Source organism: Acinetobacter sp. RW6, from assembly GCF_041956835.1.
Classification (GTDB): Bacteria; Pseudomonadota; Gammaproteobacteria; order Pseudomonadales; family Moraxellaceae; genus Acinetobacter; species Acinetobacter calcoaceticus.
Map to the genome: position 1 here is coordinate 32,531 of NZ_CP167121.1, position 14,884 is coordinate 47,414.

10 protein-coding genes, 2 tRNA genes and 3 rRNA genes are annotated in these 14,884 nt (G+C 40.0%); 9 read left to right on the forward strand and 6 right to left on the reverse strand.

All coding sequences use genetic code 11. The features are described 5' to 3' along the window. The first annotated feature begins 46 nt into the window (after positions 1 to 46). Complete coding sequence (locus ACB088_RS00180) at positions 47 to 1,057, forward strand: metallophosphoesterase (RefSeq protein ID WP_004638721.1); 1,011 nt, start codon at positions 47 to 49, stop codon at positions 1,055 to 1,057. Between the two features lie 47 nt (positions 1,058 to 1,104). Here the strand turns inward: ACB088_RS00180 and ACB088_RS00185 are convergent, their stop codons facing one another. From ACB088_RS00185 to ACB088_RS00195, 3 genes are read right to left on the reverse strand one after another with little or no spacing between them, the layout of a single operon-like run. Then, a complete protein-coding gene (locus tag ACB088_RS00185) occupies positions 1,105 to 1,584 on the reverse strand; it encodes an OmpA family protein (RefSeq protein ID WP_004638723.1) in 480 nt (159 codons plus the stop codon). A 14-nt stretch (positions 1,585 to 1,598) separates the two neighbouring features. Then, positions 1,599 to 2,822: a diguanylate cyclase domain-containing protein gene (locus tag ACB088_RS00190; RefSeq protein WP_005043367.1), complete on the reverse strand. Its 1,224-nt coding sequence runs from the start codon at positions 2,820 to 2,822 to the stop codon at positions 1,599 to 1,601. Between the two features lie 5 nt (positions 2,823 to 2,827). Beyond that, positions 2,828 to 3,331, reverse strand: coding sequence for a YfiR family protein (locus ACB088_RS00195; protein WP_092710839.1), 504 nt, complete (start codon positions 3,329 to 3,331; stop codon positions 2,828 to 2,830). A gap of 583 nt (positions 3,332 to 3,914) precedes the next feature. Between ACB088_RS00195 and ACB088_RS00200 the strand changes: the two genes are divergently transcribed. The 6 genes from ACB088_RS00200 to ACB088_RS00225 all read left to right on the forward strand — a co-directional run bounded on the left by ACB088_RS00200 (position 3,915) and on the right by ACB088_RS00225 (position 9,946). Beyond that, positions 3,915 to 5,452 (forward strand): 16S ribosomal RNA (locus tag ACB088_RS00200). Between the two features lie 59 nt (positions 5,453 to 5,511). Next, a tRNA-Ile gene (locus tag ACB088_RS00205) sits at positions 5,512 to 5,588 on the forward strand. Between the two features lie 56 nt (positions 5,589 to 5,644). Then, positions 5,645 to 5,720 (forward strand) — tRNA-Ala (locus ACB088_RS00210). Between the two features lie 372 nt (positions 5,721 to 6,092). Beyond that, positions 6,093 to 8,986 (forward strand): 23S ribosomal RNA (locus ACB088_RS00215). Positions 8,987 to 9,168: 182 nt separating this feature from the next. Beyond that, positions 9,169 to 9,283, forward strand: a 5S ribosomal RNA gene (gene rrf / locus ACB088_RS00220). The 16S, 23S and 5S rRNA genes sit together here with 2 tRNA genes alongside, the layout of an rRNA operon. A gap of 132 nt (positions 9,284 to 9,415) precedes the next feature. Next, positions 9,416 to 9,946, forward strand: a complete 531-nt coding sequence (locus ACB088_RS00225) for a hypothetical protein (RefSeq protein ID WP_375037691.1) — start codon at positions 9,416 to 9,418, stop codon at positions 9,944 to 9,946. 61 nt (positions 9,947 to 10,007) lie between these two features. Here the strand turns inward: ACB088_RS00225 and ACB088_RS00230 are convergent, their stop codons facing one another. The 3 genes from ACB088_RS00230 to ACB088_RS00240 all read right to left on the reverse strand — a co-directional run bounded on the left by ACB088_RS00230 (position 10,008) and on the right by ACB088_RS00240 (position 13,360). After that, complete coding sequence (locus ACB088_RS00230; protein ID WP_375037692.1) at positions 10,008 to 11,381, reverse strand: dihydrolipoyl dehydrogenase; 1,374 nt, start codon at positions 11,379 to 11,381, stop codon at positions 10,008 to 10,010. Between the two features lie 83 nt (positions 11,382 to 11,464). Continuing rightward, positions 11,465 to 12,661: a hypothetical protein gene (locus ACB088_RS00235; protein ID WP_375037693.1), complete on the reverse strand. Its 1,197-nt coding sequence runs from the start codon at positions 12,659 to 12,661 to the stop codon at positions 11,465 to 11,467. Positions 12,662 to 13,024: 363 nt separating this feature from the next. Then, the gene (locus ACB088_RS00240) at positions 13,025 to 13,360 is read right to left on the reverse strand and encodes a TIGR01244 family sulfur transferase (protein ID WP_005036085.1); all 336 of its coding nucleotides are present in this window, start codon (positions 13,358 to 13,360) and stop codon (positions 13,025 to 13,027) included. Between the two features lie 189 nt (positions 13,361 to 13,549). Here ACB088_RS00240 and ACB088_RS00245 point away from each other — a divergent pair, with 189 nt between their 5' ends. Continuing rightward, a complete protein-coding gene (locus ACB088_RS00245) occupies positions 13,550 to 14,446 on the forward strand; it encodes an alpha/beta hydrolase (RefSeq protein ID WP_003655110.1) in 897 nt (298 codons plus the stop codon). Further along, positions 14,447 to 14,884 (forward strand): thioredoxin TrxC, encoded by a 438-nt coding sequence (gene trxC / locus ACB088_RS00250; RefSeq protein ID WP_005050212.1) that lies wholly within the window; start codon positions 14,447 to 14,449, stop codon positions 14,882 to 14,884. It abuts the gene before it with no gap.

The following is a 14,884-nucleotide window of genomic DNA, read 5'->3' on the forward strand; positions in this document are numbered from 1 at the left end:
TGAATTTGATTACTAGCAATCAATATAAGATAAGTCGAGAGTCGTAATGTGGAATCCAAATTCAATTATTTTTTGTTTTTACTTTATATTTTCAATACTTGCTTTATGGGGGATTTCTGAAGCTTGGATTCATCAATCTCGAACCGAGACTATTCATCCATTTAAAGCTTTTGTCCATTTACTCGCATTTTATCTCTCTTATCTACTTATTCCTCTCTGGTTCTTTAATTTATATGCTGCTTGGATTGGTTACTATTCAATTCATCAAGGTATTTTCATCTTTTTCTTAAGTGGCATTTTAATTTATGCCCGATTTATTGAACCTCATCTAGTGCGTGTCGATACACATCAATATCGGTTAAATCCAGATCGAAGTTTTAATAAACCAGTAAAAGTAGCGTTAATTGCTGATTTACATATTGGTTTATTTTCAGGGCATGAGCGCCAGCTAAAAACAATAGTTAAAAAATTAAATGAACAGCAACCTGATTTAGTGGTTGTGGCGGGTGACTGGACGTATGAGCCGGAAAATAGACTAATTCAAGAATTGAGTGTTTTAAAAGAAATTCAGGCACCTGTTTACTCCGTTCCTGGAAACCATGATGAGCAATATCCAGGACCACCTATCCAACAATTATTAAAAGATGCCTTGTTTTATAATGAAGTTGTCGATATTGAAGGCAAAATAGTTGATTTTGAAGAATTTCGTTTGATTGGTATTGGTGATCTCTGGGCTGGAAAAACCGACATGCGTTCGATGCCAGATTTACCACAAGACAAGCCTTGGTTAATTCTTTCCCATAATCCCGATACGGTAGACATGGTGCCTAAATTGCCGAATCGACCATTAATGTTATCTGGGCATACACATGGAGGGCAGGTTGAGCTTCCATGGCTTACCACCTATATTATGAAAAAAGTGTCAATTTTAGGTCATAAACGTGGATTTTACTCTCACGAACATGCCGATGTTTTTGTGACAGTTGGCACAGGAATGGTCGGCATCCCTTTACGTTTTAGAGTGCCGCCAACAATTGATATTATTGAGTTAGTTTAAAATAAAAAAGCCAATCACAGAGGATTGGCTTTTTTATAAATTGAAAATTATGGAATAACAACAATGGCAACACGTCGGTTAATCGCACGATTTTCATTGGTTGTATTTGGAACATAGGGCTGCGTTGAACCACGACCAATCACATAGATATTTTCTTGCTTAAACCCGCGAGCTAAGAAAAGGTTTGCCACACTTTGTGCGCGCTCTTCAGACAGCTTTTGATTATAAGCAGCATCGCCAACATCATCAGTATGACCAACAATTTTCAATTTATTAAGATCATATTTATTCAATTGAGATGCTAGACGCACTAACTCAGCTTCATGGCTCTGTTTTAACTCTGCATTATTAAAGTCAAACAACAAACGTTCTGGTAAACCTAAAGTCCATCCTTCATTTGTAAGCACAAAACCTTCTTTTTTGAGCAATTTGACCTGACGATATTTTAATGGCCCAAAACTCAGGCACCCTGCAAGAGTAATGCATAGCAATGCAATAAAGGAGAGTTTTAAAGATCTTGTATTCATAGATTAGCCTAAATTTAATTTTCAGGTTTATAGATAAACCAGCGTTCATCCGAATTTTTAGCCTTATACATTGCCTGATCTGCTTGCATAATGAAATCTTCGGGGCTAGATGCAAATTGTGATAAAGCAATACCTACACTAAAACTGAAGTAAATGGTTTGACCATTCAGATGCAAAGGTTCTTTACAGCTTTCGAGTAAATTTTCAGCAATAGATATTAAATGATCAGCATGACTAATGGAATGCAAAATAACAGCAAATTCGTCGCCGCCTAAACGCGCGATAAAATCTTGATGACGTAAACGGGTTTGCAAACGATTTGCCATTTCTTTTAGAACTTCATCTCCAGCCAAATGTCCAAACTGGTCATTAATCGCTTTGAAGTTATTGTTATCTATAAATAATAAAGCAGACTTATTATCAAATCCCTTATCTTCAAACATATCTAAAAGAATTTGATAAAAATAATGTCTATTAGGTAATAAGGTGAGCTGATCGTGATGAGCCTGAAATGACAATTTACGATTTTCTTTTTGTAATTGATTGTCCCATATCTGAATTTCTTCAAGTAACTCATTAAAAACAGTATTTAAATCTTGAAATTCTTTAATACGATTATAAGGGAACCGAAGATTATAAGCTTTTTGCTCACTTACAATTTGAGCAATATTGGTGAGTGGATAAATAGCCTGCATAATTTGGCGATAAGTTAGATTTACTGACCACCACAAAGCGCAAACAATAAACAACATCGCAATTGCGAGCCCTACCATAATCATTTTTAGGAACTGCAATATTTTTTCTGAACTACCAAAAAGGGTTAATTCACCTACATTTTGTTCGTGATGATAAATTGTAAGATGAACGGGTTCATTTAAAAACCAATGATCAAACCAGCCCTCTAAAATTGAAGTCTGACTTGATAATTTAAAACTTTGCGCAATAAGGTGATGTTCTGAATCATAAATATGAATAGTACGGATTGAATGATCATTCGTATATTCATTCAAAATTTGCTCTATCGTAATTTTGTCATTAAATACAACTGCTGGTTGAATACGTTCGAGCAGGGTATGGCTGAGCAATTGTAAATTTTGTTTGGCATAGGTTTCCATTGTAAAAACAGAAATTGATACAAAAGTAAAAGAACAAATAAAGAACGTAATTGCAAAAATCGTAAATTGAGACTTTCTAAATAAAGCATGCAATGAAGTGGACTGATACAACTTAGATATCATAATCCTTACTCCGCATTCTTAGCCAAGAGCAATACTCTTGGATCAATATGAACTTTGGAGTGACTTAAAGCATCTAAGTTAACTTTAAAGGTAGTGTAATTATTTTGATTATATAAACAAAAGATACTTCCTATTTCACAGTCTGAATTATTGATGCTTAAAGAAAGTAAAGAACGATAAGGATAATTCTGAATAAGGCTTTGTTGCTGCTGTGGAGAAGTAGTAGAAAAATAAACAGCCTGACAATGTGACCGTGCAAAATCTTTCGCGTTTACAGTTTGAACACGATAATTATAAGACATTTGCTGGATATAAGATTGAAAGGTAGATGTAATGGAGGGATTATCAATAATACAAAGAGTAGGAGTATTTACATTCTCCCACTTACTGTAGCTTAGAATAGATAATGTAAGCACATAGAAGTTATGTTTTGAATTGGCATAACAAGGCCCACTCGTAGCAAACACTACAAGTATGCAAACAAATACTTTCTTAGCGAACTGCCACATGGTGAGTTAATGCCAAACTATTGCACGAATAATCTATTCTACATGAAGTTGATAAAGTAAAAAAAGTTTAATATCTCATCTAATGTTGACTGAGGTGCCTAAAAAAAAGGCATATACATCACTTTTTTCTCAAAATAGTAGAAAAAAGCGGCACTCAATAGAAAAAGACTGAAATACCCCTTGCCAAGAGAATTTAATCATCTATAATGCACATCCATCGGCGGTGATGCAGATAGAAACTTGTTGAAAAACAGTTACTTGGAATTGAGTGAGTTGCTTTAGGTAATGAATTTGATGAGAAGTTAGTTTTGAGAATAAGTTTTAAAAATATCGAAATTACCTGTTGACTTTTAAGAGATTAAGAGTAATATAGCCGACCTAGCTTGCTGGTGACGAACCAGTAAGAAGATCATTAAGAGATTATGAAGAACAACTTGTGTGGATTTTTACTGATTGATCGATCGAAATATTATCATTGATTGATTGGTTTAAATTACTCGAAGTTTATTTGAGCGAAATTTAAGTCAGAAAATTGATGAGCCAGAATTGGCACCTTGTCTTTAATAAGGTGCAAAATGATTTTTAACTGAAGAGTTTGATCATGGCTCAGATTGAACGCTGGCGGCAGGCTTAACACATGCAAGTCGAGCGGAGTGATGGTGCTTGCACTATCACTTAGCGGCGGACGGGTGAGTAATGCTTAGGAATCTGCCTATTAGTGGGGGACAACATTTCGAAAGGAATGCTAATACCGCATACGTCCTACGGGAGAAAGCAGGGGATCTTCGGACCTTGCGCTAATAGATGAGCCTAAGTCGGATTAGCTAGTTGGTGGGGTAAAGGCCTACCAAGGCGACGATCTGTAGCGGGTCTGAGAGGATGATCCGCCACACTGGGACTGAGACACGGCCCAGACTCCTACGGGAGGCAGCAGTGGGGAATATTGGACAATGGGCGCAAGCCTGATCCAGCCATGCCGCGTGTGTGAAGAAGGCCTTATGGTTGTAAAGCACTTTAAGCGAGGAGGAGGCTACTGAAGTTAATACCTTCAGATAGTGGACGTTACTCGCAGAATAAGCACCGGCTAACTCTGTGCCAGCAGCCGCGGTAATACAGAGGGTGCAAGCGTTAATCGGATTTACTGGGCGTAAAGCGCGCGTAGGCGGCTAATTAAGTCAAATGTGAAATCCCCGAGCTTAACTTGGGAATTGCATTCGATACTGGTTAGCTAGAGTGTGGGAGAGGATGGTAGAATTCCAGGTGTAGCGGTGAAATGCGTAGAGATCTGGAGGAATACCGATGGCGAAGGCAGCCATCTGGCCTAACACTGACGCTGAGGTGCGAAAGCATGGGGAGCAAACAGGATTAGATACCCTGGTAGTCCATGCCGTAAACGATGTCTACTAGCCGTTGGGGCCTTTGAGGCTTTAGTGGCGCAGCTAACGCGATAAGTAGACCGCCTGGGGAGTACGGTCGCAAGACTAAAACTCAAATGAATTGACGGGGGCCCGCACAAGCGGTGGAGCATGTGGTTTAATTCGATGCAACGCGAAGAACCTTACCTGGCCTTGACATAGTAAGAACTTTCCAGAGATGGATTGGTGCCTTCGGGAACTTACATACAGGTGCTGCATGGCTGTCGTCAGCTCGTGTCGTGAGATGTTGGGTTAAGTCCCGCAACGAGCGCAACCCTTTTCCTTATTTGCCAGCGAGTAATGTCGGGAACTTTAAGGATACTGCCAGTGACAAACTGGAGGAAGGCGGGGACGACGTCAAGTCATCATGGCCCTTACGGCCAGGGCTACACACGTGCTACAATGGTCGGTACAAAGGGTTGCTACCTAGCGATAGGATGCTAATCTCAAAAAGCCGATCGTAGTCCGGATTGGAGTCTGCAACTCGACTCCATGAAGTCGGAATCGCTAGTAATCGCGGATCAGAATGCCGCGGTGAATACGTTCCCGGGCCTTGTACACACCGCCCGTCACACCATGGGAGTTTGTTGCACCAGAAGTAGGTAGTCTAACCGCAAGGAGGACGCTTACCACGGTGTGGCCGATGACTGGGGTGAAGTCGTAACAAGGTAGCCGTAGGGGAACCTGCGGCTGGATCACCTCCTTAACGAAAGATTGACGATTGGTAAGAATCCACAACAAGTTGTTCTTCATAGATGTATCTGAGGGTCTGTAGCTCAGTTGGTTAGAGCACACGCTTGATAAGCGTGGGGTCACAAGTTCAAGTCTTGTCAGACCCACCATGACTTTGACTGGTTGAAGTTATAGAAAAGAAGATACATAACTGATGATGTAAGCTGGGGACTTAGCTTAGTTGGTAGAGCGCCTGCTTTGCACGCAGGAGGTCAGGAGTTCGACTCTCCTAGTCTCCACCAGAACTTAAGAGAAGTTCGGATTACAGAAATTAGTAAATAGAGGTTGTAAGATCTTAGTTTATTAACTTCTGTGATTTAAGTATCACGGTATTAAGCATGACCTGACGAAGGCATGTTTATTCATTAACAGATTGGCAAAATTGAGTCTGAAATAAATTGTTCACTCAATAATGAAAAGAGAAGAAGTAATTCTGATCTTGGAATTAATTGAGAACTAGCAAATTAACTGAATCAAGCGTTTTGGTATATGAATTAGATTGAAGCTGTACAGTGTTTAAATACACAGTACTTCAAACTGTAAGAGATTGATGAGAAATCATTGATCATGTCTTATTACTCCTTGTAGGTAATAACGACTGTTTGGGGTTGTATAGTCAAGTAATTAAGTGCATGTGGTGGATGCCTTGGCAGTCAGAGGCGATGAAAGACGTAATAGCCTGCGATAAGCTCCGGGGAGGCGGCAAATATCCTTTGATCCGGAGATTTCTGAATGGGGGAACCCACCTACTTTAAGGTAGGTATTGCAACATGAATACATAGTGTTGCAAGGCGAACGAGGGGAAGTGAAACATCTCAGTACCCTTAGGAAAAGAAATCAATTGAGATTCCCTTAGTAGCGGCGAGCGAACGGGGATCAGCCCATTAAGTTATGTGTGTTTTAGTGGAACGCTCTGGGAAGTGCGAACGTAGAGGGTGATATTCCCGTACACGAAAGGGCACACATAATGATGACGAGTAGGGCGAGGCACGTGAAACCTTGTCTGAATATGGGGGGACCATCCTCCAAGGCTAAATACTCCTGACTGACCGATAGTGAACCAGTACCGTGAGGGAAAGGCGAAAAGAACCCCTGTGAGGGGAGTGAAATAGATCCTGAAACCGCATGCATACAAGCAGTGGGAGCCGACTTGTTCGGTGACTGCGTACCTTTTGTATAATGGGTCAGCGACTTATATTCAGTAGCGAGGTTAACCGTATAGGGGAGCCGTAGAGAAATCGAGTCTTAATAGGGCGTTTAGTTGCTGGGTATAGACCCGAAACCAGGCGATCTATCCATGAGCAGGTTGAAGGTTGGGTAACACTAACTGGAGGACCGAACCCACTGTCGTTGAAAAGCCAGGGGATGACTTGTGGATAGGGGTGAAAGGCTAATCAAGCCTGGTGATAGCTGGTTCTCCCCGAAAGCTATTTAGGTAGCGCCTCGGACGAATACCATAGGGGGTAGAGCACTGTTTCGGCTAGGGGGTCATCCCGACTTACCAAACCGATGCAAACTCCGAATACCTATGAGTACTATCCGGGAGACAGACTGCGGGTGCTAACGTCCGTAGTCAAGAGGAAAACAATCCAGACCGCCAGCTAAGGCCCCAAAATCATAGTTAAGTGGGAAACGATGTGGGAAGGCATAGACAGCTAGGAGGTTGGCTTAGAAGCAGCCACCCTTTAAAGAAAGCGTAATAGCTCACTAGTCGAGTCGGCCTGCGCGGAAGATGTAACGGGGCTAAAACTATGTGCCGAAGCTGCGGATTTGACTTTTAAGTCAAGTGGTAGGGGAGCGTTCTGTAAGCCGATGAAGGTGTATTGAGAAGTATGCTGGAGGTATCAGAAGTGCGAATGCTGACGTGAGTAACGACAAAACGGGTGAAAAACCCGTTCGCCGAAAGACCAAGGGTTCCAGTCCAACGTTAATCGGGGCTGGGTGAGTCGACCCCTAAGGCGAGGCCGAAAGGCGTAGTCGATGGGAAATTGGTTAATATTCCAATACTTCTGTGTAATGCGATGAGAGGACGGAGAAGGTTAAGTCAGCCTGGCGTTGGTTGTCCAGGTGAAAGGAAGTAGGCATGCATCTTAGGCAAATCCGGGGTGCTCTATGCTGAGATCTGATAGCAAGCTGTACTTGTACAGCGAAGTGGCTGATACCATGCTTCCAGGAAAAGTCTCTAAGCTTCAGTTACACAGGAATCGTACCCTAAACCGACACAGGTGGTCAGGTCGAGTAGACCAAGGCGCTTGAGAGAACTCTGCTGAAGGAACTAGGCAAAATGGTACCGTAACTTCGGGAGAAGGTACGCTGTTGTTGGTGATGGAACTTGCTTCCTGAGCTGATGACAGCCACAGAAACCAGGCCGCTGCAACTGTTTATTAAAAACATAGCACTCTGCAAACACGAAAGTGGACGTATAGGGTGTGATGCCTGCCCGGTGCTGGAAGGTTAATTGATGGGGTTAGCGTAAGCGAAGCTCTTGATCGAAGCCCCAGTAAACGGCGGCCGTAACTATAACGGTCCTAAGGTAGCGAAATTCCTTGTCGGGTAAGTTCCGACCTGCACGAATGGCATAATGATGGCGGCGCTGTCTCCAGCAGAGGCTCAGTGAAATCGAAATCGCTGTGAAGATGCAGTGTACCCGCGGCTAGACGGAAAGACCCCGTGAACCTTTACTGCAGCTTGACATTGAACTTTGACCTTACTTGTGTAGGATAGGTGGGAGGCTTTGAAGTTGGAACGCTAGTTCCAATGGAGCCGTCCTTGAAATACCACCCTGGTAATGTTGAGGTTCTAACTCTGCCCCGTAATCCGGGGCGAGGACCATGTCTGGTGGGTAGTTTGACTGGGGCGGTCTCCTCCTAAAGAGTAACGGAGGAGTACGAAGGTGCGCTCAGCGTGGTCGGAAATCACGCGTAGAGTATAAAGGCAAAAGCGCGCTTAACTGCGAGACCCACAAGTCGAGCAGGTACGAAAGTAGGTCTTAGTGATCCGGTGGTTCTGTATGGAAGGGCCATCGCTCAACGGATAAAAGGTACTCTGGGGATAACAGGCTGATACCGCCCAAGAGTTCATATCGACGGCGGTGTTTGGCACCTCGATGTCGGCTCATCTCATCCTGGGGCTGAAGCAGGTCCCAAGGGTATGGCTGTTCGCCATTTAAAGAGGTACGCGAGCTGGGTTTAGAACGTCGTGAGACAGTTCGGTCCCTATCTACCGTGGGCGCTGGAAATTTGAGAGGATCTGCTCCTAGTACGAGAGGACCAGAGTGGACGAACCTCTGGTGTACCGGTTGTGACGCCAGTCGCATCGCCGGGTAGCTATGTTCGGAAGGGATAACCGCTGAAAGCATCTAAGCGGGAAGCCTACCTCAAGATAAGATTTCCCTAGGACTTTATGTCCTCTAAAGAGCCGTTCGAGACTAGGACGTTGATAGGTTGGATGTGGAAGCATAGTGATATGTGAAGCTGACCAATACTAATTGCTCGTGAGGCTTGACTATACAACACCCAAGCAGTTGTATATAAAGCATCAATCGATTCATTAATATGCAAAGCAACTTGATTTAGTTATACGCTTAGCTAAAATGAACAAAATAAAGTAAGACTCAATCAGCCCATCTGTAAAGATTTGGAAAACGCATCGGCAACTAATAAGACCAATGCAAGTATCCATACCAGTTGTGCTGGCGACCATAGCAAGAGTGAACCACCTGATCCCTTCCCGAACTCAGAAGTGAAACCTCTTAGCGCTGATGGTAGTGTGGGGTTTCCCATGTGAGAGTAAGTCATCGCCAGCTCATTATTCAAACACCCCTGTCCAATAGGCCAGGGGTGTTTTTTTATGCCTGGAAAATTGAAAATGTTAGAATATCTTGGAATGAATTATGATATAAACCAAATACCTTAAAATGATAACAAGAGTATGAATAATGAAATTTGTAGGATTAAAAATATTTGTCTTTATGTTAGCTATAACACTGGGTAGTAAATCTATCTATGCTAATGAAGCTGTAGAAAGTTTATTTAGCACAAAAGCTTTTTTAAATATTTGTGTTAGTTCTAGAGGAAATCCAGAAATAATAAATAAACAAGCAAAAAATATGGGTTTTATTCAAATGCCTAATGAGTATGCTGCACATTTTTTAAAAGATTATAATGGGAACGCTTGGATGATAAGCTCTTCAGAAGGAAAGTTTGTTATTACTCAACTCGATAGCGGCGTATGTTCATTATTTATAAATAAAGGAAACTCAACTGAAATTCAGAAGAGTTTAGAAAGCTGGTTGCCCCCTAAATCTACTGGTTTAACTTATAAAAAGGAAATATCTAAAGATAAAAATTTGACTACAACAAATTATATTATTTCTAAAGATGGAAAGGCTTTAGAGACATGGATATATACTAGTTCATCTGAAAAGAATGCTTCATTAGTTGCAGTTATTTCCCATCAAATGAATTAATTAAAACAATCTTAATGTATAGAAGAGCCAACTTTTATTAAAAGAGCTCTTCTAAAATTGATTATTTCAACTGTCTACGAGCATGTTTTAAAGCAGTGCGAAGACCTTCTTCTAGAGTTGGGTGGTAAAAGGGTTTCTCTAAAATATCATTTAAAGTTAAATCTTCACCTATTATCCAGCTTAATAAGTGAGCCATATGTTCTGTTGCTTCTGTAAATAACTCAGCACCGAGAAGCTTCTGACTTTCTTTATCTATATAAACCTCAATGCCTCCTTTGTTTTTTCCAAGGACGATAGCTCTACCTTGTCGTTCGTAAGAGGCTTCACCAGTAATAAAGTCTATACCAGTCTCTTTTAGTTGTTTAGAACTTTGCCCAACGATCGCCATTTCTGGATCACTAAATACAATTCCTAAGGGGGTAAGAGTCTTAACTGGATTGACTTGTGGATAGTTCAAACAGTTATGAACAACTTTTTTCCCCTCATGTGCTGCTTCATGTTGTAATGGTGTTGAGGTATAAGCATCACCGACAATAAAAATTGGATAGGTCTCTAATTGCTTGGTTTTTGCATTTATAGGTAATGACTTAATATCTTTAAAAGAACTATCAATATTTTCTAGTTTTAAAGTATCAAGCAAACTTGAACGGCCTGTTGTAACTAGAACATATTCAACTTTGAGAGTTTTCTCTTTTTCTTCAAGTTTGTAATTTAATATGACACCCTCAGAATTACATTTAACTTCACTTGGTAAAATCTCGAATAGAATTTTTAACTCTTTCCCTAGCTCTTTTTGCGCAAGTTGTTGAAGTTTTGAGCTAGTCAGTATCCCAATTCGTTTACTGCGAGCAAATATAGTGGTTTCTACGCCCAAACGATGCAAGGCTTGCGCGATCTCAAGGGCAATCACACCACTACCAATGACTGCAATAGATTTAGGTAGTGTTTTTAATTCGAATATTTGATCTGTTGTTATAAGCCGATTACCGAGTTCTTGCTTCCAGGCTTGATCATAATTAGGAGTTGAACCAACCGCCAGAATGAAACTTTTTGATTGGTACTGTTTCCCGTTAACTTCTACAGTCTGTGCATCAATAAAATGTGCTTTACCAGAAACTTTATGTTCAGCTGGCCATTGTTCTACATCTTTTAAAGTTGCCTGAGTAAAACGATCACGTAAAGTTTGTACGTGCTGCATAACTTGATCAGTATTAATTTTTACAGATACATCCAAAGCAACCTCTTGAGCATTTTGAATGTCAAACATACGGTTTGCTGTAGAGATGAGGATTTTACTCGGCATACAGCCTACACGAGCACATGTCGTATCCCATGGCCCATCATTTATAATTAAAAGATTCTTGGTATATTTAACCGCTTCTTTGTAGGCGCTGATGCCTGCTGTACCTGCGCCAATGATAATAATATCGAACATTTTTCATTAAGCTATTTTAATAGATATTTAGAATATATAGAAAAACCCTCTTGAACAGAGGGTTTGGTTCTAATTATTTAGCTTTAAAATGTAAATTTTTGCATAAAAGGTGTTTTTAAAGTAATGGAAACAGTTCCATTCTGATTAATAGACTGGCCTTCAATGCTTATGCCATTAATTAAATGTTTAAAGTTCAAAGTGGTTCCGTTCATGCTTTGTTTAAAGGTAAATATATCTTTTCCTTCTAGATAAATACTGCCATTAAATTTTTGTGTATTAGTCGTTGGAGCTTCATTCTCAACGCGACTTCCTTCAAGGCTGCTAATATTAGGTAAGCTCAGGATTTGATTACCAGATTGACTCACCTTATATGTCGCATTATTTATGTTTCCTGCTATTGAGTTCACGACAAATGAGATTGGTTCTGCAAAAGGAACATTAGAGTTATCATTGATAAGTACGTTGAAACCAGAACCACCCTGAACTACGTAGAGATCACCATCAGTTGATGTATTATCTTTATATACACTCATTGCACCAGTAGTAACTTCTTTTTCAGTGGGTTGACCTGTTTCTGGATCTTGAACAATAGTCGTTGTAGTAATTTTATAATCGCTTGTTGTTGAATTAATTAATACAAATCTTTTTTGTTTAGTTTGTTCAAGTCCCCATGATTGTTGGAATGGATATGCAAAGGCTCCAGTAATTGTTACATCTTGGAAGTTCTTATCATTATTTTCATTTTGAAAAATATAAATTCTGGTATTTGATTGATAATCCTCTAAATTTGGAGATGTATTATCGCTTGCCAGTTTAATATTTTTTAAATCGTCTGCTGTAATATCAAAGTCCCAATCATTATAACCAGAGAGCAAAGTTTTAATTTCTTCACCTTTAAATACGTAGCAGGCACGGTAGTCTGTAGTACTCTTTAGAAAGCATTTTTCACGATAGTGGTCGGAGTACTTGGTAAGATCTACTTTTCGAATATCTAAGGTTAACTTGAGTGGGCCTTGAGCGAAGGTGTCTAGTGCGTGATCAATGTAACCTTTTGATAACTTTTCATCGTTAAGATCATAGGCGCCAAACAAATATTTTCCTTCTTGCTTTACGCTATTTAAAACAGAAGTAGCCAACTCTTGATCTGTTGATGGTGTGGTTGGTGTTGGTGTAGAGCCAGAATTTGAATTTTGGTTATAGTAGCCATCACCGCCACCTCCACCACAAGCTGTCAAAAAAGCAGCCAAAGTAATCCCACATACCCCATGAGTAAGTTTCATCATTATCCCCAATTAAAATGATAAGTTATTTAAAATAATTTTTTAGATTTATAAAATAACATATATTTCATGAGGTTGCTCATTATATTTATGAGCAGTTAGCTAATTAAATTCTTGTACCCATAGTTACTCCAACTGTAGGCTTTACTTGCATTGATGAGCATGCTGTAAGAATTAAACAGGTTAAGAGAGCAAATATAAATTTATTCATGAAAATTAATAAATGATTCAAAAGATTTAAATACTTTAGATCAATATTATTTTTAGTTCTGTTGAGTTCGTGCAGAGATATGCAAACTAAGTTATCAAAAAACCCTACTTTAAAGAAGAAATAGGGTTTTATAAAATATTAATTTTTTAAAATTAATCGTCTAGCAAATCCATTTGTTTTGCTAACTGATATAGGTTGTTTGAACGGTTTCCTGTACGGCAGAACATAAGTACAGGTTTTGGCAACTCATTGTAATGATTTGCGAAAGTACGTACATCCAGTTCTGTAATCTGTCCAGCTACAACAGGTTGATAAACGTAGTCTAGACCTACTTGACGTGCTGCTTCTTCAATTTGAGCACTTGTAGGTTGTTCTGGGCCGCCTTCCATATCTGGTCGATTATTAATAATCGATTTAAATCCTTTTTCTACAACTTGGCCAACATGCTCTGGACCAATTTGACCTGCGAAACCAACATTCTCTGACATTTCGTCACTCCAAAATTTAACAAAACCTCTTATGCTGTATCATAGCATTAAGCTTAACCTGAGATACAAGACACTCGTGTGTTGTTCTGACTGAGAAAGTTATGTCTTATAGCTAAGTTATAAATTTTAAAAATGATCATCAAGCTATTTTAAAATTGGTTATTCATATTCTATTTCAACGGAGCACATATGCACGCTTATACGGTTGAGCCTTTATATGTTCCATGTGGTCAGGAAACGATCGCAGCTGATTTTTATATTCCAAAAACAAATAAAAAATCTGCCGTAATTATTATGGCCCATGGTTTTGCTGCGTTGCGTCAATTTAAATTAATCCAATATGCTCAGCGGTTCGCTCAAGCAGGTTATGCTGTTATTCTGTTTGATTATCGCTATTGGGGTGGGAGCACTGGCAAGCCAAGAGAAATGGTCTCCATCAACTCACAGTTAGAAGATTGGAAGACAGTAATTCAATATGCTTCTACCTGTAAGCTTGTGGATAATCGAAGGATCGTGTTGTGGGGGACTTCATTAAGTGGGGGATATGCGCTAAGTCTGGCTTCTGAATTAAAAAATATTCAGGCAATTTTAGTACAAATTCCTTATGTCGATGGTGCTGAAACTGCCAAGCTTTATCCTTTGCAACGCTATCCTCAAGCATTGAAGTTATCGAGTCAGGATTATATGGGATCAAAAATGGGGCTTAATCCCAAAAGATTGCCTGTCGTCGATCAACATAATTTATGCTTTATGCCTACAGCAGATAGTTATTATGGTTATTTATCGATTGTAAATCCTGACTATTATTGGAGTGGGGAAGTTCCTGCACGTGTCTTTTTTAATTTGATGCGATACCGTCCAATTCAAGTTGTACGCCAGATTAATATTCCAGTTTTATTTATTGCGGCCCAAAAAGATTCACTTATTCCTATTGAGTCCAGTCGCGAAGCTGCCACAAATATTGCGCCTTTTGTGAGTTATCATGAGTGGGATATGAAACATTTTGATATTTATCACGGTTCATGGTTTGAAAAAGCAGTGATAACCCAATTAGAATTTTTACATCAGCATATAGGAGTGGTGTAAATGATTATTGTATGTGCATCGTGCGGTGCAAAAAACCGAGTTCCTGAAGAAAAACTTCCTGAGCAACCAAGCTGTGGGCAATGTCATCAGCCATTACTACCGCTTGCACCTATTGAGTTAAATGAGCAAAATTTTAGTAACTATATCACGAATAGTGATCTACCTATTCTCATCGACTTATGGGCAGAATGGTGCGGACCTTGTAAAATGATGGCACCACATTTTGCGCAGGTCGCAAAACAGAATCCAGGCGTTATTTTTGCCAAGATTAATACCGAAGAATCTCCTCGCTTGAGCCAAGCTTTTCATGTGCGAAGTATTCCGACACTTGTCTTAATGAACAAAACGACAGAGGTCGCGCGTATTAGCGGTGCATTACGTGCGCCTGAATTGCAGCAGTGGCTCGATCAACAACTTCAAACGAATTTCGGGAGCTAA

Bases quoted from the DNA above. Each gene is read 5' to 3' on its own strand.
- ACB088_RS00180 (WP_004638721.1), top strand. From the start codon at position 47: ATGTGGAATCCAAATTCAATTATTTTTTGTTTTTACTTTATATTTTCA.
- ACB088_RS00185 (WP_004638723.1), bottom strand. From the start codon at position 1,584: ATGAATACAAGATCTTTAAAACTCTCCTTTATTGCATTGCTATGCATT.
- ACB088_RS00190 (WP_005043367.1), bottom strand. From the start codon at position 2,822: ATGATATCTAAGTTGTATCAGTCCACTTCATTGCATGCTTTATTTAGA.
- ACB088_RS00195 (WP_092710839.1), bottom strand. From the start codon at position 3,331: ATGTGGCAGTTCGCTAAGAAAGTATTTGTTTGCATACTTGTAGTGTTT.
- ACB088_RS00225 (WP_375037691.1), top strand. From the start codon at position 9,416: ATGAAATTTGTAGGATTAAAAATATTTGTCTTTATGTTAGCTATAACA.
- ACB088_RS00230 (WP_375037692.1), bottom strand. From the start codon at position 11,381: ATGTTCGATATTATTATCATTGGCGCAGGTACAGCAGGCATCAGCGCC.
- ACB088_RS00235 (WP_375037693.1), bottom strand. From the start codon at position 12,661: ATGAAACTTACTCATGGGGTATGTGGGATTACTTTGGCTGCTTTTTTG.
- ACB088_RS00240 (WP_005036085.1), bottom strand. From the start codon at position 13,360: ATGTCAGAGAATGTTGGTTTCGCAGGTCAAATTGGTCCAGAGCATGTT.
- ACB088_RS00245 (WP_003655110.1), top strand. From the start codon at position 13,550: ATGCACGCTTATACGGTTGAGCCTTTATATGTTCCATGTGGTCAGGAA.
- trxC (WP_005050212.1), top strand. From the start codon at position 14,447: ATGATTATTGTATGTGCATCGTGCGGTGCAAAAAACCGAGTTCCTGAA.